Raw genomic sequence first — 19,776 nt, forward strand, 5'->3', positions numbered from 1 at the left:
GGTCTCCTTTCATTCCATAAAGTTCATGTAGTTTCCTTCGTTAATCGTAATTTGCTTCTCTTTTATATTAACAGATGAGAGCTTCACTAAGGAAATGTATTCGTCGACAAGCCGTTCACTCGGCTCTTCGGATTCAACGAGCACACCGATGCCAGCTACTCGAGCGTTAAATTCGTTTAATAAGCTAATCATCCCGTTGATCGTTCCGCCCGCTTTCATAAAATCATCGACGATTAACACGTTCGTTCCTTCTGCCAAGCTTCGTTTCGCCAATACCATCGTTTGAATGCGCTTAGACGAACCAGAAACATAATTAATACTCACCATCGAACCTTCTGTCACTTTATTGTCATGGCGAACGATGACAACAGGAACATTTAAAAAATGGGCAACAGCATAAGCTAACGGAATTCCTTTCGTAGCAATCGTCATGACCACATCGATCGCCCGATCGGCAAACAGCGACGCATATAGCCGGCCAATTTTATGGATAATGCGCGGATCGCCAAGAATATCCGTCATATACAAGTACCCGCCAGGTAATAGCCGATCGGGATTGGCTAGCTGCTCGCATAAATACGCAACCGTTCCTTTTGCTTCTTCCATCGATAATTTAGGAATATATTGCACACCGCCTGCTGCGCCCGAAATCGTTTTTAACGTTCCGACACCTTGCTGCTCAAACGTTTGCTTAATGATCGCTAAATCTTCGCTAATCGATGACTTAGCCGATTGATACCGTTCCGCAAAAAATGTCAGCGGCACTAACTGGTGCGGATGTTCAAGGAGATAATGCGTCATATCGACTAAGCGGCTACTGCGCCTTAACTTCATACATGGACCTCCCGAAAAACCGAATATTTTAAAATAAATATAACATTAATGTACGTTTTTAATCAAATGAATTCCGCTCCCCCAATAACCGAACGGCAAACACTTGGTCACAAAATCCACGTAGTCCGTTGTAAATACGGTGCAAACGTGAATCATACTGCACTAATCCGAAAACAGTCGGTCCGCTTCCGCTCATTAAAACGGCATCTGCGCCAAACCGTTTCATTTGCTCTTTAATGTGCGCAACTTCTGGGTGCATGTTTAGCGTCACATCTTCAAGCGCATTGCCCACAAGCGAGCAAATCCGTTCGTAATCCCGGTCTTTAATGGCTTGTACCATTCCATCGACATCCGGGTGAAAAGTTCGTTGCAAGTTTAAGTTGCGATACACTTCGGCGGTGGAAACCCCTATTGTTGGCTTCGCTAAAATAACCCAGCAAGGTGGCGGTGCAGGGAGATGCTCAATTTTCTCCCCTCGTCCTGTCGCAAGTGCTGTTCCCCCATACACACAAAACGACACATCCGAACCGATTTTTGCGCCAAGTTCCGCTAATTCATCCATCGTCAATCCTAGTTGCCAAAGCTTATTTAATCCACGCAATGTCGCAGCGGCATCGCTACTTCCCCCCGCCAACCCAGCAGCGACGGGAATCGTTTTTGTAATCGAGATCGCCACACCTTTTCGAACCCCAAACGTTTCTTTTAACAATTTGGCGGCTTGATACGCCAAATTGCGATGATCGTCCGGCACAAACCGATTATGTGATATAATTTGAATCGTATCACTAGCAAGCGGCGCTAACTCGACCCGATCCGACAAGTCAATTGTCGTCATTACCATTTTGACTTCGTGGTATCCGTCTGGTCGCTTATGTAATACATCTAGCGATAAATTGATTTTTGCCGGAGCTTTTACCAATAGTCTCAACCTGTCCACCTACTTTAACGACTTCAAAACTTATACGAACATTTTACCACAAAACCGCACCAATCATTAATATTATCAAGAAACATTCGTTGTTGAAAACAAAAACCGAAGCAAAACGCTTCGGCTGTCGCGAGCATTATTTATTCTTTCGTTTTGTTGGCTAAATGGTGTTCGGCCAGTTGTATCGCTAGTTTCACCATATTCCCTGCATCTTTCGCACGGATGGCACCCCAGCCTTCTCTTTGTACCACGTCGTAAAACCCAAGCTCTTTCGCTAACTCTTCTTTAAACCGTTCCGACATGATTCCCCGACGTCGTCCCAAACAAAACAGCTCCTTTCCAATCCCGCGACACCTTTAGTATTCGCTGTTTTTTAAAAAACACAACAAAAAAAGCAGCAAACAAACGTCTACTGCCTCCCCATCGCCATATGATCATCGTCGAAAAACGTTAGTTGCACTGTTTCTGTTAATACGTCTGCATAGCTGTAAGATACGCGCTCGAACGCATTTTCTGTTTGATCGAGCTCAATGACAAAGACGGAAGGATACGTTTCTGCCAAAATCCCACAACGTTCAATCGTCTTCCTTCTTCCGCCGTTTGCTTTTAATGTCAAGCGTTTGCCGATATTCGAATCTAACGCTTTTTTAATATCGGATAAAGTTTTTGCCATTCGCTCTCCACCTCACTAATTTTGATTATAACAAATATTAATAAAAAAATCAAAAATAAAAAATTATATCAATGCTCTTTCCTTTGTGTCAATGTGTTTTTTTCTACATTTTTCTCATTTCCGCATATAGTCTATCCCTAGATGGCAAAAATTATGTATAAAAAACAGAAAAGATCGCCCGCCTCTTATTGGTCGTCGCGATCTTGTTATTCTTCTTGAATTAAACGAAACGGCATCCCTGTACGCAACACCCCTTTCGTTTCCACTCCCCCCAATCCTTTTTCCCCTGTCAATGTATTGCGTAACACATCCCACACATTTACCGTTTCTATAAATGGGGTGAAACTAATTCTTGACACAATATACACTGGATCTAGTGCGTGAATATTAACGCGAGCAGGCGAGCTCGCAAAATTAGCACCTGCACGAATGAGCGATTCAAAATGCGATTGACACGCGCCCGCAAAAATGACGAGTTGATCAAGATGCGGAATTTTTTTTCGTGCCTCTTTCACTGTTTGCACAAAATATTTCGAATGGCGGTATGCCCGTAAATCCGTTATTTTTCCTTTCGATTTCGAGTAAGAATCGTGGCCGGTAACAACTAAAATATCGGGTCGAACTTGCTCTAAAAGTGCCCCAATTTTCTCTGGCATCTCTTTTTCCTCACAATATACTCCATGTACTGGGACACCGATTCGTTCATACAAGTTTAAACATTTTTGTAAATAAACAGGGTCGCCGTCTAGATGAAGAACGCGCCCTGGAATGTGAAAAAAATCTTTATCCGTTTGATACCCCCCAGTCGCTCGATATTCCGTTTTCTGCTTTAATAAATGGTAATCTTGGCGAAACAATTTAAACGATTGCTCAATCAGTTCCTGTTCTTTTTTCTCCCTAAGTTGCCGTTCCAATTCATCGACAATCAATAAATCGGCAAACGGGGCATCCGCCATTAACCGTACATCCTCCCCGTAAAGAATCGCTTCTTTCTCTCCGTCTTTCTCTTTTATGTCCACGACACGAAACAATAAATCACATTCGTACGACTTTCTTGCCACAATATCTCCTATTTTTACCTCCATCTTTTGTTCCCCCCAGCCTCTGGTTTATTAAGTACAATATGCATACATACAAAAGAAGTGAAGAAAAAAGAAAAAGACCTAAAAATTAGGCCTTTTCCTTCCATTCCTTTACTAACCGATTGCTCAGCTTAGCGAACTCCTCTATTGTCAACGTTTCTCCGCGTCGCCTCGAATCAATTTGTAGCTCTGTTAACACGCGTTCGATCGCTTCTTTTTGCTGCTTACCATTTGGCAATTGACTCGTTAAATTATTCAAAATCGTTTTGCGACGCTGGCTAAAACTTGCTCGAACAACTTGAAAGAAAAATGACTCATCGATAACGTCAACAGCCGGTTTTTCCCGTTTGGTTAGCCGAATGACCGCCGAATCAACATTCGGTTGCGGAATAAAAACGGTTCGTGGAACCGTCATAACCGTTTCTGCTTTCGTATAATATTGAACTGCAATGGATAAAGAACCGTAATCTTTCGTGCCTGGTTGCGCTGAAATGCGATCCGCCACTTCTTTTTGCAGCATCACGACAATGCCACGAATCGGTAAATGGTCTTCTAACAATTTCATAATAATCGGCGTTGTCACATAATAAGGCAAGTTGGCCACAACCATGACATCACGGACGCTAGAAAACTCTTCTTCCATCACGCGACGAATGTCCGCTTTCAGCACATCTTGATGAATGATGCGAACGTTTGGATACGGAAACAACGTATCCGCTAAAATTGGCAACAAGCGCTGGTCGATTTCAAACGCCACCACTTTTCTAGCGCGGCGAGCAAGTTGTTCAGTAAGGGCACCAATACCAGGACCGATCTCGATCACACCCGTTTCGTCGGATAGTTCTGCGTAATCGACGATGCGCCGCAAAATATTTGTATCGATCAAAAAATTTTGCCCTAAACTTTTTTTAAACGAAAACCCGTATTTCTCTAAAATCTCACGTGTTCGTCCTAGTGTGGCAATATCTTTAGTCATTTTCTTTTTCCTCCCGAAGCACTTGCTGCAACGCATCATAAAACGCATGTTTGGAAATGCGGAACATTTGTAATCGTTTATGCAGCTGTTTTCCATTCGTATATCCGATTTTCAGCAGCTGTCCTAGCCGTTGTCGCCGCGCTTTGGCTAACGCACCACCGACTAACCCTGCCACAAGTAAATCGTTAAACGTAATTTCTTCTTCCCATTCCACCGCTTCTTCGTACACGTGTTCAAGCGCTTGCCGAATGGCTTCTACTGTCGCATACTCTACCCCAACGCCTTTCCCTTTTTTCGAAAGCGCCGATTGTTTTGGCAAAAACGCATGTTTACATCCAGGAACGTGCTCGGCAATCGTTTTACGGATTTTCTCCCCTGGGAAATCCGGGTCTGTCAAAATAATGACGCCTCGCGTTTCTTTCGCCAGCTTAATTCGTTCGATCGTTTCTTCGTTAATTGCTGACCCGTTCGTTTCAATCGTATCGGCTTGTACCGCCCGCTGGACAGCAACCGTATCATCTTTTCCTTCTACCACAATAATCTCTTTAATTTTCAACGTAATTGTACGTACTGCTACTAAAAATATAGACAAACCTATATTTTTAGAGTGTTCCTGTTTCAACGAACCCGACCTCGCCAAAAGGCTACTATCGTTTGTATGGCTCTCCACAGGCGTTAATTCCCGACTAGCCATCGGTATCATACCGTCCTCGTTACGTGAGAACGATATAGTCTGTGGCACGTAAAAGGGATGTTGCCGCATGAAGGTCTCTATCCATCGTATGACCACAACCATCACAAACATATATCCGATCCGATAACTGGAGGTCTTTTTTCATATGCCCGCAACGAGAACACATTTTCGACGATGGATAAAATCGACTGACTTGTCTTACTTCCATGCCATATTTTTTGCATTTATGAATTAGCCATGTTTGAAACGTATAAAAACATTGTTCTGCAATGGATCTAGCCAAATGACGGTTTTTCATCATCCCTTTGACGTTCAAGTTCTCGATGACGACGTATCGTGGCTTGGTTTTCGCCACTTCATTCGCTACAAATTTCACGTACTCCAAGCGAATATTCGCCAATCGAGCATGGAGCTTTTGCACTCTAAAAATATTTTTGTCTATATTCGCTCCTCTTTTAGCAGCAGGTTCTTCACCTCTCTTCTTTAGATTTTCGTATTTGCGAGATAAGGAGCGTTGTTCTCGCTTTAATTTCTTTTTCAGCTTTTTGATTTTTTGTGTGTAGTTGATGTTTTGAAACACTCTGCCATCGCTTAAAACGGCAAATGCTTTAATTCCTAAATCAATGCCGATGCCTGTTGATTGAAGCGGAACATTCGGCTTGACATCTTCGACTTCACAAAGAACAGATACAAAATATCGTCCTGCTTTTTTCGATACCGTTCCGCTTCGGACGATGGCGTTCTTTGGGATATATCCGTATTCTTTTAACCGAACCCAACCGATGGTTGGAATTTTGATGCGATGCCGTTCGACTGTCCAATCCGTTTTGTTGTTTTTAGGAAAATAACAGTTGACGTCTTGGTCTTTTTTTCGTTTGTATCGAGGGAATCCCGATTTCCCTTGAAAAAAGCGTTGAAACGCTTTTTCTGCGTTCATAATCGACTGCTTGACAGCCTTTGTCGATACGTCTTTCATCCATTGGTCTTGTTGTTTGATGTGTACGTTATTGAGCCATTTATCAAACTCGTACCCACTCATGAATCGCTTTTCTTTTTCGTATATTTCCTTGTTTTTTGAAATGTAAAAGTTATACACGTAACGACAAACACCAATCGTTTTGTTTATTTTGATCGCTTGTTCGGTTGTCGGTTTGATTTCAACAAAATAAGCTTTTTTCATAACTGATCTTCCTTAATTTTGTCTTTGTACTTTCTCAAACCATAAACCCGACAGCTAAACACATCAATAATGGAAATCAAGTCTTGAACCAATTCTTCTTGCGGTGACCATTTCTCGTTGTGGATTACAATGATTTTTACACCTAATTTATCAAGAAATTGTTCGAACCACTCATAGCCGAATCGAACGAATCTGTCTTTATGTGCAATAAGAATGGTGGAAACCTTTCCATCTACACATGCTTCCATCAATCGATTCCAATGTTTTCTTTTGTAGTTTAAGCCGCTACCAATATCTGTTACAACTTCGTCCACAATCATTCCTTTTGCGTTAGCGTATTGCCTTAAAAACTCGACTTGATTTTCTAAATCGTCTTTTTGACCTTTGTTTGACACTCTGGCGTATATGACTGTCTTACCTACTTGATTTTCCTTTGGAATCCCCATATACTCTCTGTACTGTTCTTCTGTATAATATCTCCTTCCTTTTGGGTTTCGGTAAGCTTTCAATACGCCTTCGTTATCCCATCTTTGTAGCGTTTTTACCGACACATGTAACATTTCTGCAAATTCTTTTGGTTTATAGTGTTTCATGTCTATATTTTATAATGTTTAAACACTTTTGTATATTTTAAAAATTACTGTTTTCGTACTCCTTTCATCGCCATTTCTTTTTAGCATTCCCGCTAAACGATGAAACTTTTTCGCGTTTCTTTCGTCTAAAGGAATAGAAAATCATCTTTCATTATAACGAAAAAACAGAGGGTGAAAAATCCCTCCGTTCAATCAATAATTCTAATTTTTACGCGTCTTGCTCCCCAGCGAAAGGCAGCAGACTTTTCTGGGAAAAACACATCAATTTTGTATCCGTCAATTCCTGCTCCTGTGTCCGCCGCAATCGCATAGCCGTAGCCTTCGACATATACTTTCGAACCGAGCGGAATGATGCGTGGGTCGACTGCAATTACCTTTAAGTGCGGATTGGCGCGCAAATTAATCCCCGTACTCGTTCTTCCAGAACAACCGCCGCAATACGCCGTATAGGCGGTGGCCGTGACGTACATTTCCCGCGCCACTTGTGACGATCCACGCGACGTGAGTGCTCTTTCCTTTGTGCCAACTGCTATTACACGGTCTTTACTCTGTTTTAACGCTTTCGTTTGTACTAATGTCCGCGATACTTCTTTTCCGTTTTCAAGCACGACTTCATATTGTTTGGATACGAGCCCTTTTTCGCCAGGTTGAATAACCCGTCTTTCCCCTTTTAGCAATCGATCGTCTTTTCGAGTGACGACTGCAAAATCTACTGCTTCTTCCACTACATCGGTGACTTTTTGAACTTTAATAACTTTTACGACCATATTTGCTTTTATTTTTTCATGTAGCGATGGCTCTACACGGTCGAGTTCGTCTAACGCGATGTTCTGCTGCTTTAAAAAGTCAGCGACAGTAGTCGAAGTTGCCCATACTTGCTGTTGTTTACCGCCGACATTCAGTTGAATCGGAAATGCTTTTTCAAACGAAATAGTCATGCCCTTTTTGATTTCTGCCCCCAGCGATGGAAACACACGATCATACGGTCCGACAGTGATATGTTGGGCGGTTAGCAATTCTTTTACATTTTTCGCAGTCGTCCATACTTCTTTTTTTGTTTCATTTACTGTTAGCGTTACCTGTTTGCTCGCTTGCCAAACGATTTGCAAATCATCAGTAACGGCTGCATTCACTGCGGGGTATATGTAATCTTCCGGACGTGGATGAATATTCAGTTCTTCTAGTACTTCTGCTACCGTGTTGGCATGTGTGCGAATCTCTTGCCTCTCACCATCTTTTATAATCGTGACATGCTCCTTTGTTGCTTCATACCCCGTAAACCCTGTTGTTGCTGAAAGCGCTATCATCCCACTAGCTGTAACAGCTAAATTTTTCCTTAATGAATTAGAAAGCAAATTCCTTACATTATTTAACACGTTGAAAAACCTCCTTTTTTCTCCTCCCTCTCACCTTTACGCTTACGTATACTCTATTATGCAAAAAATAGCATTGAAAGGAAAGGAAGACTTGTCGACATTCTATCGTATGCAAAACGCTAAATTTGTAGAACTTTTTTTCTTATCGCAATCGTTAGACAAGCCTTCCAAAAAAACGACACGTTTCGTTAGCGATTAATGCCGAACAATTTTTTCGCATTCTCCGTTGTTTGCCGCGCCACTTCTTCTACCGAAATTCCTTTTAATTCTGCAATCGCCTCTGCAACGTATTTGACGTAACTCGGTTCATTCCGTTTGCCGCGGAACGGATGCGGGGTTAAATACGGGCAATCTGTTTCAATTAACAAATGTTCGAGCGGAATTTCTTTCGCCACTTCTTTCGGTTTTTTCGCATTTTTAAACGTCACAGGACCACCGAATGAAATATAAAAATTCATCGCGATGCATTGTTTCGCCACTTCAACACTTCCTGTAAAACAATGCATAATACCACCAACTTCTTGTGCATTTTCTTCTTGCAAAATCGTTAAAATGTCGGCTGTTGCTTCACGGTTATGTATAATAATGGGAAGCTTCACTTTTCTCGCGAGCGCAATTTGCTTGCGAAATACGTCTTTTTGTACGTCTTTCGGTGATTTATCCCAATAGTAATCCAATCCCATTTCGCCAAGCGCGACTACTTTCGGGTGCGCTGCTAGCTGCTCGAGCATATATAAATCTTCACCGGTCATGTCAATTGCATCAACAGGATGCCAACCAACAGCCGCATAAATAAAATCATATTGCTCCGCAAGTTCAATCGCACGTGCTATCGTCGGTCGATCGAAACCGACAACAACAATATTACACACCCCTTCATGCTCTGCCCGTTTGATTACTTCTTCAACGTCTTCGCTATATTGCGTCGCATTTAAATGTGCATGTGTATCAAATAACATTGTCTCTGCTCCTTTTTCGTTGTTAAGTGTATCATAGGAAAAGATTACATATGTCACAGTCTCTTAACATTTCCATTACAAAACGACAACAAAGAGGTGTCACGCGCCGTTTGCGCTCACCTCTTTGCGTTATGCTTTATTTTATTTTTGTTCCATTTGGCAAACGTTCATCGACAGTAGCAAGTGAAAGCACCCCGTTTTCTCCCCCTGCTAAAATCATCCCTTCCGACAATTCGCCGCGCAGTTTCGCTGGTTTTAAGTTAGCGACACAAATCACTTTCTTTCCAATCAGTTCTTCTGGTTTGTAAAATTCCGCGATTCCTGAAACGACTTGACGTTTCTCATATCCGAGATCAAGCTGTAATTTCAGCAGTTTATTCGCATTTTTTACCGGTTCTGCATGCACTACTTGCGCGACTCGCAAATCTACTTTCAAAAAATCGTCAATCGTGATTTCTGAAACGGTTTCTTTCGATTGTGCAGGCGCTGGTTTATCGCCTTGCATGTCCGCTTTAATATACGCGACTTCTGTTTCCATTTCTAACCGTGGGAAAAGTGGTTCTCCTTTTTCCACTTTTGTTCCTTCTTTGATAAGACCGAAAGTGTATAAGCTTTCCCACGTTTTCAATTCTGCTTGCGTCACGCCAAGTTGTTGGAAAATTTTTTCTGGTGTCCGTGTCAAAAATGGCTGCAACAACACCGCAATTTGGCGAAGCACTTCGGCTAAATGAGCCATAACAGACGCCAATTTTTCTCGATTCCCTTTCTCTTTCGCTAACACCCATGGCTGTGTTTCATCAATATACTTATTGGCACGACCAATTAATTTCCAAATGGCTGACAATGCTATAGAAAATTCCATTTTCTCCATTGCTTCTTCTACTTGCTTTACCGTTTCTTCTGCCACACGAACAAGGTCATTGTCATAGGACGTTTTCGCCCCCTCATAAACCGGGATGCCGCCAGCAAAATATTTTTCCATCATCGCTACCGTCCGGTTTAATAAGTTCCCTAAATCGTTCGCTAAATCGTAATTAATTCGCTCCACAAATCCTTCTGGCGTAAATACCCCATCCGAACCAAACGGAACTTCACGAAGCAAATAATAGCGGAGTGCATCTAAACCATAGCGGTCAATAAGCGTCACCGGATCAACGACATTCCCTTTCGATTTTGACATTTTTCCATCTTTCATCAACAGCCATCCATGGGCGAACACTTTTTTTGGCAGTGGTAAGTCTAGCGCCATGAGCATAATCGGCCAATAAATCGTATGGAAGCGAACAATCTCTTTTCCGACAAGATGCACATCCGCTGGCCAATAAGTCAAAAACTTTTCATCGTTGTCTGTGCCATAACCTAATGCGGTAATATAATTCGATAGCGCATCAATCCATACGTAAATAACATGTTTCGGGTCTCCTGGCACTTTAATTCCCCAATCAAACGTCGTTCGCGATACAGCTAAATCTTCTAATCCTGGTTTAATAAAGTTGTTAATCATTTCATTTTTCCGCGATTCCGGTTGAATAAACTCTGGATTTTCTTCATAGTATTGCAACAGGCGATCAACGTATTTGCTCATATTAAAGAAATAAGATTCTTCCTTCACTTTTTCGACCGAACGACCGCAGTCTGGGCAATTTCCATCAACGAGCTGCCGTTCTGTATAAAACGATTCGCAAGGCGTACAATAGCATCCTTCGTATTCATCTAAATAAATATCCCCTTGTTCAACAAGACGAGCAAAAATTTTCTCGACCACTTCTTTATGCCGGTCTTCTGTTGTTCGAATAAAATCATCGTAGGAAATATCAAGCTTTTTCCATAGCTCTTGAATCCCCGCAACAATTTCGTCCACATACGCCTGCGGCGTTACCCCTTTTTCCTCCGCTTTGCGCTGAATTTTTTGCCCATGTTCATCCGTTCCTGTTAAATACATCACATCATAGCCGCGAAGGCGCTTATATCTGGCCATCGCATCTCCTGCTACCGTCGTATACGCATGACCAATATGTAGCTTTCCGCTCGGATAATAGATCGGCGTCGTAATATAAAACGTTTTTTTCTCCATCTGTACACCCTCCTCAATATAGAAAAACCCCCGCCCAAAGGACGAGAGCGATCCGCTTCTGACATCTATTTTATATGATTTTTTTGCTAAAAACATCTATTTCTCTTCTCTCGAAAAAATATACCTCCATCCAGCTATTTTGTACGACAAGAACGTTGAATTTTGTCGAACAATCTGGTTGTTTGTCTTTTGTTTAGAAGCTTCCAATCCAAAAAAATGATTGTAAATAAAGAAATAAAAAACATTATTTCAAATAATAAAGAGGATTTTATTATTTTTTTAATATAAATTCAAAAAAGATTAAACACTTATTTTATAATAAAAATTTAATGTATAATATTTTTAAAAAATAATAAAATACATTTTTTTTATTTTTACATATAAAAGGATTGACGTATAATGGAAACGCTGATATGATTAGGTTGTAGGAAATTTGTCGAATATTGACGAATGAAACCTAAAGAAAAACAACATATAGAAAAACAAAACACTATTTAAAATGGAGAGGAGATTGTTCAATGAAATCTACAGGTATTGTTCGTAAAGTGGATGAGTTAGGTCGTGTGGTGATTCCGATTGAATTACGTCGCACATTAGACATCGCAGAAAAAGATGCGTTGGAAATCTACGTCGATGATGAGCGCATCATTTTGAAAAAATATAAACCAAACATGACATGTGTTGTCACAGGCGAAGTATCTGACGACAACTTCAAACTTGCTGGCGGCAAAATCATCTTAAGCCGTGAAGGCGCAGAAATTCTCATGAAAGAAATCCAAGAGTGCTTAGAGGCATCGAAATAATATTGAAAAGGATGTTCCCCCAGAACATCCTTTTTTATTGATGATACGCTTGGTAAATTTCCCGCTTTGGTATGTTGCGGTCAACCGCTACCTGTTTAATCGCTTCTTTTGTGTTCATATGTTTCTCTTGCACGTAATAATCAACGTGCTCCACAATCGACAAAGGTTGCCACCATTCGTCTGTCGTTTCCTCGTACTCTTTCGCGCCTTCAACGACAATGCAAAATTCCCCTCGTACTTCTCTTTGTTTTACCCACTCCATTACTTCACTCATCGTCCCGCGAATAAACTCTTCAAACCGCTTTGTTAATTCGCGACATAATGCTAGCTTTCGCTCTCCTAGTACTTCCTGCATAACGAGCAACGTATCTTCGAGCCGATGCGGTGCTTCATAAAAAATAAGCGTATCGCGAACATGTTTTAATGCATCAAGCTGCTTTTTCTTTTCCTTTTTTGCGCGATCGAGGAACCCGAAAAAATAAAAATGCTCCGTCGGAAGACCAGAAGCAACAAGCGCTGTTACCGCAGCGTTCGCACCAGGAAGCGGAACGACCGTACATTTTGCTTCAATCGCTGCCGCAACAAGCTCGTACCCCGGATCCGAAATTGCCGGCATCCCCGCATCGCTGACAAGCGCTATATTTTTTCCTTCTTGAAGCCACTCGATAATTTTTGCGCCACTTGCATATTTGTTATGCTCATGGTAGCTAATGACAGGAGTCTTGATTTCAAAGTGGTTCAATAATTTCTTTGTTTGCCGCGTATCTTCTGCCGCAATCCAATCCACTTCCTTTAACACCCGTAACGCCCGTAATGTAATATCTTCAAGATTACCGATTGGGGTCGGAACGATATAAAGAGTGCCAACGCTTTCTTTTGCAAAACTTTTTTGCTGCCACATCCTCATCTTTCTCCTTTATTCGGAAGTACTATACAATAGTTGTTTTACTTCATCTGTATATTCATCATCGTCGCCATACACAATTAAAGGAGGCAAAATTTTTAAATCAGGGCTTCCGTCTTTTATCCCTTCAATTAAAATAGTGTTAGCCTCTTTTCCGAGTTTCGGATAGACAAACCTCAATCGTTTTGGTTCTAGGCGATATTGCCGCATGAGCGTAACAATATCTAACAACCGACCCGGCCGATGAACAAACGCGGCTTTTCCACCTTGCTTCAACAGCTGGCTGCTTACACGAACAACATCTTCTAACGTACAGTAAATTTCGTGGCGCGCAATGGCTAAATGTCGGTTTTTATTTATTTCCTCCTCGCTCACGGTCGGGAAATATGGCGGGTTGCACGTTACAACATCGTATTTGCTATAACCTAATTGCTTCGGCATCTCTTTAATATCGCCGTGAATAAGTTCAATTTGTTTGTCTAATCCGTTATACTGCACACTTCGTTTCGCCATATCATACAGGCGGTCTTGAATTTCGACACCAATAATTTTGCCTTTCGTTCGCTTGCTCAATAACAGGGGAATCACACCGTTTCCCGTACATAAATCAATAATATGGCCTTTTTGAATCGGCATATAAGCAAATTTCGCTAATAGCACCGCATCTAACGAAAAAGCAAAAACAGATGGGCTTTGAATAATGCGCATATTTTCGTTTAGAAGATAATCAAGTCGTTCATCCTCGTAAAGTTTGATCATCTACTCCTACCTCTTTCGTTCACTTTCAAGAAAAGAGCCTCTCCTTCGTTGGAAAGGCTTTACTATTTTTTCACGAGTGTTGATTATCCATTATTTCACTAAAAAACATAGAATCCTATGGCTGAACACAAGCTTTCCTGCCTTTTCCCTCGAACAAGAACACCGGCGGGCAAATGACATTTGCCTGCAAAGCGTTCATTGCTCGAGGAGGGCATGCTAATACTCCCGTCTGCCAAGTGCCGACAACGGCAGAAAAGCTATAGAGCGATGTCAACTGGTTTTTATTGGTTAATCAACACACCTTCTATTTTTTATTTAAAAACGATAAGCAAAATAAACAATCTTCTTTACGGACGCTTCCGTAATGAACGTTGCAAATATGAAAGCCTTCTTGGTAAAGTCTCGCTAAATTATCGTACCCTTCTCCAATATCAATCAGCTTCCGTTCGTGCTTCTCTTTTTTCTTAGCGGGCACTGTTTCTCCTGTAAGTTCTTGTAGCCGCTGCCGTAAATGCGTATTTTCCACTTGTAAATGATGATTTTCCTCAAGCAACTGTGCAAAATGTTCTTTCAATTCTACAAGCTGCCGATAGAATTGGCTAATTTGCTCTTCCATATTTGTTATGGATTGAAAAATCTCCTTCTTATTCACTATAAATCCACCCCAATTAATCCGTGGCTTGAATGGATAAAACTCCCTCTTTTATTAACTCATCAATCGTGTACTCTACTACTCGCTCATGCTCTGACAACTCCACCTGCAACACTCTTTCTAAAATATTCAAGCCGACCACCCTTCCGACACCATGTGGAGTTTCAATATATTCCCCTAAATCCGGAAGTTGTTCTTTTGCCGTTTCATACTCATCATTTTCATATTTTAAACAACACATTAGTCGACCACAAAGCCCCGATATTTTCGTCGGATTTAACGATAAGTTTTGGTCTTTCGCCATTTTAATCGAAACAGGGTCAAAATCACCAAGAAACGTCGAGCAGCACAACATACGTCCGCACGGTCCGATGCCACCAAGCATCTTCGCCTCATCGCGCACACCAATTTGTCGCAACTCAATTCGCGTCCGAAAAATGGCTGCCAAATCTTTCACTAACTCCCGAAAATCGACACGTCCATCAGCAGTAAAATAAAAAATGACTTTATTACGATCAAACGTATATTCCACATCGACTAACTTCATTTCCAGCCCGTGTTCCTCAACCTTTTTCAAACAAATTTCGTATGCTTCTTGCGCTGCCTTTTTATTGTCCTCCACAACCATTCTATCTTTTGCATCCGCAATACGGATAACTTTTTTTAGCGGCAACACGATGTCATTTTCGTCTACTTGTTTGTTGCTGATAACAACTTTGCCAAACTCAATGCCTCGGACGGTTTCCACAATGACAAATTCCCCAGTTTGAATCGTTAAGTCGCCAGGATCAAAATAATAAATTTTGCCCGCTTTTTTAAAACGAACACCTACTACATTATACAAACGTCGTTCCCCCCTTTAAGTTGAGGATAAGCTGTTCCATTAAAAGCTGTACGTTCATATTTGTATTTAAACGCGCTTTTGCCTGCAAAATAGTCGTCATATTATTGATGGTTCGCTTTTGCGAGCATGCCAACGCCCACTGCCGCAAATCATCTAATCGGTCACAATAAACGACATGTTCTAGTTGGCCAAGTTGCAAATGCAAAATATCTCTATATAAGTACAATAATAAATCTAGTCCCATGTCTACCTGCTGCTTCTCTTGAAAATGAGGCATCCATTTTTCTTGGATCAAAAGAAGCGCTTGAAACTCATTTTGGTTTAACGCTTCATATAATTGTAACACTATTTTTCGCGACTCTGCAAACCAATCGTTTCGACTCCATTCGAGCGCTTCTTCGTAATTATTCGTCACATGTGCCGCAAGCATTGCGAAATGAAGCGGAATATGCTCTTCCTTTAATCGATTAGCAAGCAAAATCGGCGGTAACGGCTGAAATGATACGACTTGGCAGCGCGAAATAATGGTTGGTAACAAACGATGAAGTTGTTCTGTCAACAAAATAGCGGTTGTTCCTGCATGAGGCTCTTCTAAAAATTTCAATAAACTGTTCGCCGCATTCGTTGTCATTTTATCTGCATGGACAATGACATATAATTTTTTCCTCGATTCCATACCCGTTTTCGCAAATTCTGCCTGCAACGCCTCAATTTGCGCTTTTTTAATCGATTGCCCGTCCGGCTCAATCCAGTGGACATCTGGATGATTTCGCGACCCGATTCGCCGACAGTTGCTACATTCATCACAAGGCTGATAGCCATCTCGATTGAAACAAAACAAGCTTTTCGCAAATAAAAGGCTCGCTTCACGTTTGCCAGTTCCCCGTTGCCCTTCTAATAAATAAGCATGAGCAACCCTTCCTTTTTCAAGGCTATTGGCTAATATTTTCATGGCAACTGGCTGGTATTGCTGAAGTTGTTCCCAAACTACCGCCACATTGATCACTCACTTACTAATGGTCTACTTTCTCTTTTATTCTAACATGTCTTTATCATTTCATCATTTGCAGTTCACGGCATGTTTTTTTCCAATTTCCCCATTAAGATTGAAATAGCGTCAGCAAACACATCAGCAACCTCTCTGGACGCATCAAGCATAACAATCCTCTCTGGAAATCGTTCCATTAGCTGTAAATACCCTTTCCTGACATTTTCATGAAACGACAAGCTTTCCAAATCTAAACGATTGATTTCTCGTTTTTCGTTTCCATAAATTCGCTCTAGTCCTATTTTTGGCTCAATATCAAAATAAAGCGTTAATGTTGGAAAATATCCTTCGATCGCAAATTGGTTAATGCCCAGTACCTCATCTACTCCTAACCCTCGTGCAAATCCTTGATATGCAAGTGAACTATCAATAAAACGATCACATAACACAATTTTCCCATCTTTTAACGCAGGAATCACTTTTTCTACCAGATGTTGTCTACGTGCGGCAGCATAAAGCAACGCTTCCGTACGACCGTCCATCGCTTGGTGAGCAGGGTTTAAAATAATGTCGCGAATTTTTTCTGCAATCTCAATTCCACCCGGCTCACGTGTCGCGACTACGTCCCATCCTTGTTCACGCAAAAATGACTCTACCATCGATATAATCGTTGTTTTTCCTGCCCCGTCTGGCCCTTCAAATGAAAAAAAATAACTTGTCATCACTCGTCACCTTTCTTGTTGCGTTATTGTTCCACTACTTCTATTTGATAAGAAGATAAATAAGCTCCTCCTTGAAATCGAGCACCATATTGCTTTAATGCCATGATTTGCTCAATATGCCCCTTGCAAATCACTTCCCCCATACATAACAACGGTATCCCTGGTGGATATGGGATAATCGTTTCCGCAGCTACTAGTCCTTCTGCTTTTTCGAGCAGAACGACCTTTTTCGGTAATTTCGCTAATACGCGATAAGAAATCGATGGAGAGGCATCCATAAGTGAATAAGGGACAAACGCTATTCCCCGTTCATCATAATGCATTCCTTTAAACGCCTGCTTCATTTTTCTAATAATCGTTGGCAAATCTTTCACCGGCGCCAATGGATACACAAGAAGAACATTAAACGGATCGGCTAGTTCCGGAAAAACCCCTTCTTGTTCAAGACGTCGTTGCAACTCATACCCTGAACATTTGCTTCTCGTTTGAATAGTAATTTTTAATAAATCCGTCATTACTAATGGATCGTTTGAGCAAACAACTGTTACCCCTTCGCTTTCATTGATCTCTTCTTTCAACTGATCAATTTGCGCCTGAATGTGTTGGATGTCCTCTAAAACTACATTAGCTACATAACTTCTTGCTAAATCAAGCGACGCCATAATTGGATAAGACGGGCTGCTCGACTGAAACACTTGCAGAAAATAGCGCAATTTCTCTTTATCAACGAGTGAGCTATTCACATGTAAATAAGAGCCCATGGTCATTGCTGGTAGCGTCTTATGCGCCGACTGCACGACAACATCTGCACCATAGGCAATCGCTGATGTTGGAAATGGCGGTCCGGCAACAAAATGCGCTCCATGGGCTTCATCTACAAGTACCGGAATGCCACGACTGTGAGCAATTTTTATTATTTTTGCTAAATGAACCGACATACCGTAGTAGTTCGGATTTGTCAAAATTAATGCTGTTGCCTCAGGATGCTGCTCTATTGCTTCCTTTACTGTATCAAAAGAAACGTACGATGCTACCCGAACCGTTTCGTCAAACTCAGGAGAAAGAAAAACAGGTGCGGCACCAACTAACTGAAGTGCATGAATCACCGACTTATGACAATTCCGTTGAACAATGACCTTTTTATGTTCTTCACACGTTGCAAAAATCATCGCTAAATTTCCTACTGTTGAACCATTCACCAAAAAAAACGTTTCCTCCACACCATAAAGCTCAGCTGCCAATTGTTGCGCCTCAGCAATAATAGTCTCTGGATGGTGTAAATCGTCCAGCCCACTCAATTCTGTCACATCAAGCCGCAGCAAGTTCTCATAATTTTCTCTAGCCTGCATTGGCAAAAAAGTTCCGTATTTATGACCAGGAACATGAAACGAAATTGGGTTGGCTGAAACATGTTGTGTTAAAGCATTATATAGTGGTGTATTTTTTTGTTTATTCATTTAAACCATTCCTTTAAGATTTACGTTCATCACTTAATATATAATAAAACAGATCCTATTAATAGGACCTGTTCTATGAATATATTTCCCGATTCATAATTTTTTTCAGCTGTTGTAAGTAAAATCGATATTTTGGATCAATCGTATCTGTCCGAACTATTTCTTTCTCGCAGTCTATGCAAAGAAATTTTGTATAAATATGAATTCCTTGTTCTTTCCGTTGTTCACAAACAATGCATGTTTCCCCAATCGATTGATTTGTCATCGCCACCTTCCACCTCCCATTCACTATTTTTCCCCATTTATAAGTTTCTATACTTACAAGATATGTATTTTCAGTTTGTTTGTATCAATGAAGGAAAAATAAAAAGACTGACTAAACGTTTGTTTAGTCAGTCTTTTCTGCCTAGCAACGTCCTACTCTTGCAGGGGCGCGAGCCCCAACTACCATCGGCGCTGGAGAGCTTAACTTCCGTGTTCGGGATGGGAACGGGTGTGTCCTCTCCGCCATCGTCACTAGGCTGGTGAAGGATTGTTCCTTCAAAACTAGATAACAGGGGCAGAAGAAAAGGAGTCGCCTACGCTTTTCGTCATGTCTAGCTCCGAACTAACATCCTCCTCCGCGTCCGCTTTCTCCATCGACGTGCAAACACGTCTTCGTCGAAAGCTTGCGCTTCCGTCGGATGTTCCCTTGGCTCCGCCAAGGACCGTTCTCCGCTTTTCTATGGTTAAGTCCTCGATCGATTAGTATCCGTCAGCTGCACGTGTCGCCACGCTTCCACCTCGGACCTATCGACCTCGTCATCTTCGAGGGATCTTACTCGCTTACGCGATGGGAAATCTCATCTTGAGGGGGGCTTCACGCTTAGATGCTTTCAGCGCTTATCCCTTCCGCACATAGCTACCCAGCGGTGCCCTTGGCAGGACAACTGGTACACCAGCGGTGCGTCCATCCCGGTCCTCTCGTACTAAGGACAGCTCCTCTCAAATTTCCTACGCCCGCGACGGATAGGGACCGAACTGTCTCACGACGTTCTGAACCCAGCTCGCGTACCGCTTTAATGGGCGAACAGCCCAACCCTTGGGACCGACTACAGCCCCAGGATGCGATGAGCCGACATCGAGGTGCCAAACCTCCCCGTCGATGTGGACTCTTGGGGGAGATAAGCCTGTTATCCCCGGGGTAGCTTTTATCCGTTGAGCGATGGCCCTTCCATACGGAACCACCGGATCACTAAGCCCGACTTTCGTCCCTGCTCGACTTGTAGGTCTCGCAGT

Annotated in this window: 21 protein-coding genes and 2 rRNA genes (1 of these 23 running past the window's edge); 1 reads left to right on the forward strand and 22 read right to left on the reverse strand. The window is 41.8% G+C overall.

The window, feature by feature from the left end; genetic code table 11:
- Positions 1-9: 9 nt before the first annotated feature.
- From purR to metG, 12 genes are all read right to left on the reverse strand, one after another.
- Positions 10-834 carry a pur operon repressor gene (purR, locus tag GFC30_RS00725; RefSeq protein ID WP_066322207.1) on the reverse strand — a complete coding sequence of 275 codons (825 nt, stop codon included), beginning with the start codon at positions 832-834 and terminating at the stop codon, positions 10-12.
- Between the two features lie 58 nt (positions 835-892).
- Positions 893-1,762, reverse strand: coding sequence for a 4-(cytidine 5'-diphospho)-2-C-methyl-D-erythritol kinase (gene ispE / locus GFC30_RS00730; protein ID WP_066322208.1), 870 nt, complete (start codon positions 1,760-1,762; stop codon positions 893-895).
- A 140-nt stretch (positions 1,763-1,902) separates the two neighbouring features.
- A complete protein-coding gene (locus GFC30_RS00735; RefSeq protein WP_084256122.1) occupies positions 1,903-2,085 on the reverse strand; it encodes a small, acid-soluble spore protein, alpha/beta type in 183 nt (60 codons plus the stop codon).
- An 86-nt stretch (positions 2,086-2,171) separates the two neighbouring features.
- Positions 2,172-2,435, reverse strand: coding sequence for a biofilm formation stimulator Veg (gene veg, locus GFC30_RS00740; protein WP_066322212.1), 264 nt, complete (start codon positions 2,433-2,435; stop codon positions 2,172-2,174).
- Positions 2,436-2,641: 206 nt separating this feature from the next.
- Positions 2,642-3,520, reverse strand: a complete 879-nt coding sequence (gene yabG, locus GFC30_RS00745) for a sporulation peptidase YabG (RefSeq protein ID WP_066322213.1) — start codon at positions 3,518-3,520, stop codon at positions 2,642-2,644.
- 85 nt (positions 3,521-3,605) lie between these two features.
- Complete coding sequence (rsmA, locus tag GFC30_RS00750) at positions 3,606-4,493, reverse strand: 16S rRNA (adenine(1518)-N(6)/adenine(1519)-N(6))-dimethyltransferase RsmA (RefSeq protein WP_066322215.1); 888 nt, start codon at positions 4,491-4,493, stop codon at positions 3,606-3,608.
- On the reverse strand, positions 4,486-5,049 hold the full coding sequence (rnmV, locus tag GFC30_RS00755) for a ribonuclease M5 (protein WP_202967982.1): 564 nt from the start codon (positions 5,047-5,049) through the stop codon (positions 4,486-4,488). The genes rsmA and rnmV overlap by 8 nt, the downstream gene beginning before the upstream one ends.
- Before the next feature lie 157 nt (positions 5,050-5,206).
- A complete protein-coding gene (locus tag GFC30_RS00760) occupies positions 5,207-6,367 on the reverse strand; it encodes an RNA-guided endonuclease InsQ/TnpB family protein (protein WP_066322216.1) in 1,161 nt (386 codons plus the stop codon).
- Positions 6,364-6,960, reverse strand: a complete 597-nt coding sequence (locus tag GFC30_RS00765) for an IS607 family transposase (RefSeq protein ID WP_066322217.1) — start codon at positions 6,958-6,960, stop codon at positions 6,364-6,366. Before GFC30_RS00765 ends, GFC30_RS00760 begins: the two co-directional genes overlap by 4 nt.
- Positions 6,961-7,148: 188 nt before the next feature.
- A complete protein-coding gene (locus GFC30_RS00770) occupies positions 7,149-8,336 on the reverse strand; it encodes a G5 and 3D domain-containing protein (RefSeq protein WP_066322219.1) in 1,188 nt (395 codons plus the stop codon).
- A 188-nt stretch (positions 8,337-8,524) separates the two neighbouring features.
- Positions 8,525-9,295, reverse strand: coding sequence for a TatD family hydrolase (locus tag GFC30_RS00775; RefSeq protein WP_066322221.1), 771 nt, complete (start codon positions 9,293-9,295; stop codon positions 8,525-8,527).
- A 136-nt stretch (positions 9,296-9,431) separates the two neighbouring features.
- Positions 9,432-11,387, reverse strand: a complete 1,956-nt coding sequence (metG, locus tag GFC30_RS00780) for a methionine--tRNA ligase (protein ID WP_409978503.1) — start codon at positions 11,385-11,387, stop codon at positions 9,432-9,434.
- 500 nt (positions 11,388-11,887) lie between these two features.
- Between metG and GFC30_RS00785 the strand changes: the two genes are divergently transcribed.
- Complete coding sequence (locus tag GFC30_RS00785) at positions 11,888-12,172, forward strand: transition state genes transcriptional regulator AbrB (protein WP_066322225.1); 285 nt, start codon at positions 11,888-11,890, stop codon at positions 12,170-12,172.
- 34 nt (positions 12,173-12,206) lie between these two features.
- On the opposite strand, the gene rsmI is transcribed toward GFC30_RS00785, so the two are convergent.
- From rsmI to GFC30_RS00835, 10 genes are all read right to left on the reverse strand, one after another.
- Complete coding sequence (gene rsmI / locus GFC30_RS00790) at positions 12,207-13,073, reverse strand: 16S rRNA (cytidine(1402)-2'-O)-methyltransferase (RefSeq protein ID WP_066322228.1); 867 nt, start codon at positions 13,071-13,073, stop codon at positions 12,207-12,209.
- A gap of 15 nt (positions 13,074-13,088) precedes the next feature.
- Complete coding sequence (locus GFC30_RS00795) at positions 13,089-13,835, reverse strand: tRNA1(Val) (adenine(37)-N6)-methyltransferase (protein ID WP_066322234.1); 747 nt, start codon at positions 13,833-13,835, stop codon at positions 13,089-13,091.
- A gap of 304 nt (positions 13,836-14,139) precedes the next feature.
- Positions 14,140-14,487: a DNA replication initiation control protein YabA gene (yabA, locus tag GFC30_RS00800; RefSeq protein ID WP_066322237.1), complete on the reverse strand. Its 348-nt coding sequence runs from the start codon at positions 14,485-14,487 to the stop codon at positions 14,140-14,142.
- A 16-nt stretch (positions 14,488-14,503) separates the two neighbouring features.
- Positions 14,504-15,331 carry a PSP1 domain-containing protein gene (locus GFC30_RS00805; protein WP_066322239.1) on the reverse strand — a complete coding sequence of 276 codons (828 nt, stop codon included), beginning with the start codon at positions 15,329-15,331 and terminating at the stop codon, positions 14,504-14,506.
- Complete coding sequence (gene holB / locus GFC30_RS00810) at positions 15,324-16,328, reverse strand: DNA polymerase III subunit delta' (RefSeq protein ID WP_066322242.1); 1,005 nt, start codon at positions 16,326-16,328, stop codon at positions 15,324-15,326. The genes GFC30_RS00805 and holB overlap by 8 nt, the downstream gene beginning before the upstream one ends.
- A 74-nt stretch (positions 16,329-16,402) precedes the next feature.
- Positions 16,403-17,041, reverse strand: coding sequence for a dTMP kinase (tmk, locus tag GFC30_RS00815; RefSeq protein ID WP_066322243.1), 639 nt, complete (start codon positions 17,039-17,041; stop codon positions 16,403-16,405).
- A gap of 23 nt (positions 17,042-17,064) precedes the next feature.
- The gene (locus tag GFC30_RS00820) at positions 17,065-18,498 is read right to left on the reverse strand and encodes an aminotransferase class I/II-fold pyridoxal phosphate-dependent enzyme (RefSeq protein WP_066322245.1); all 1,434 of its coding nucleotides are present in this window, start codon (positions 18,496-18,498) and stop codon (positions 17,065-17,067) included.
- Positions 18,499-18,571: 73 nt separating this feature from the next.
- Positions 18,572-18,763, reverse strand: a complete 192-nt coding sequence (locus GFC30_RS00825; RefSeq protein WP_066322248.1) for a sigma factor G inhibitor Gin — start codon at positions 18,761-18,763, stop codon at positions 18,572-18,574.
- Positions 18,764-18,902: 139 nt separating this feature from the next.
- Positions 18,903-19,019, reverse strand: a 5S ribosomal RNA gene (rrf, locus tag GFC30_RS00830).
- Between the two features lie 203 nt (positions 19,020-19,222).
- A 23S ribosomal RNA gene (locus tag GFC30_RS00835) occupies positions 19,223-19,776 on the reverse strand (it continues 2,371 nt past the right edge of the window).

The sequence above is a fragment of the Anoxybacillus amylolyticus genome, from assembly GCF_001634285.1.
Taxonomy (GTDB): domain Bacteria; phylum Bacillota; class Bacilli; order Bacillales; family Anoxybacillaceae; genus Anoxybacteroides; species Anoxybacteroides amylolyticum.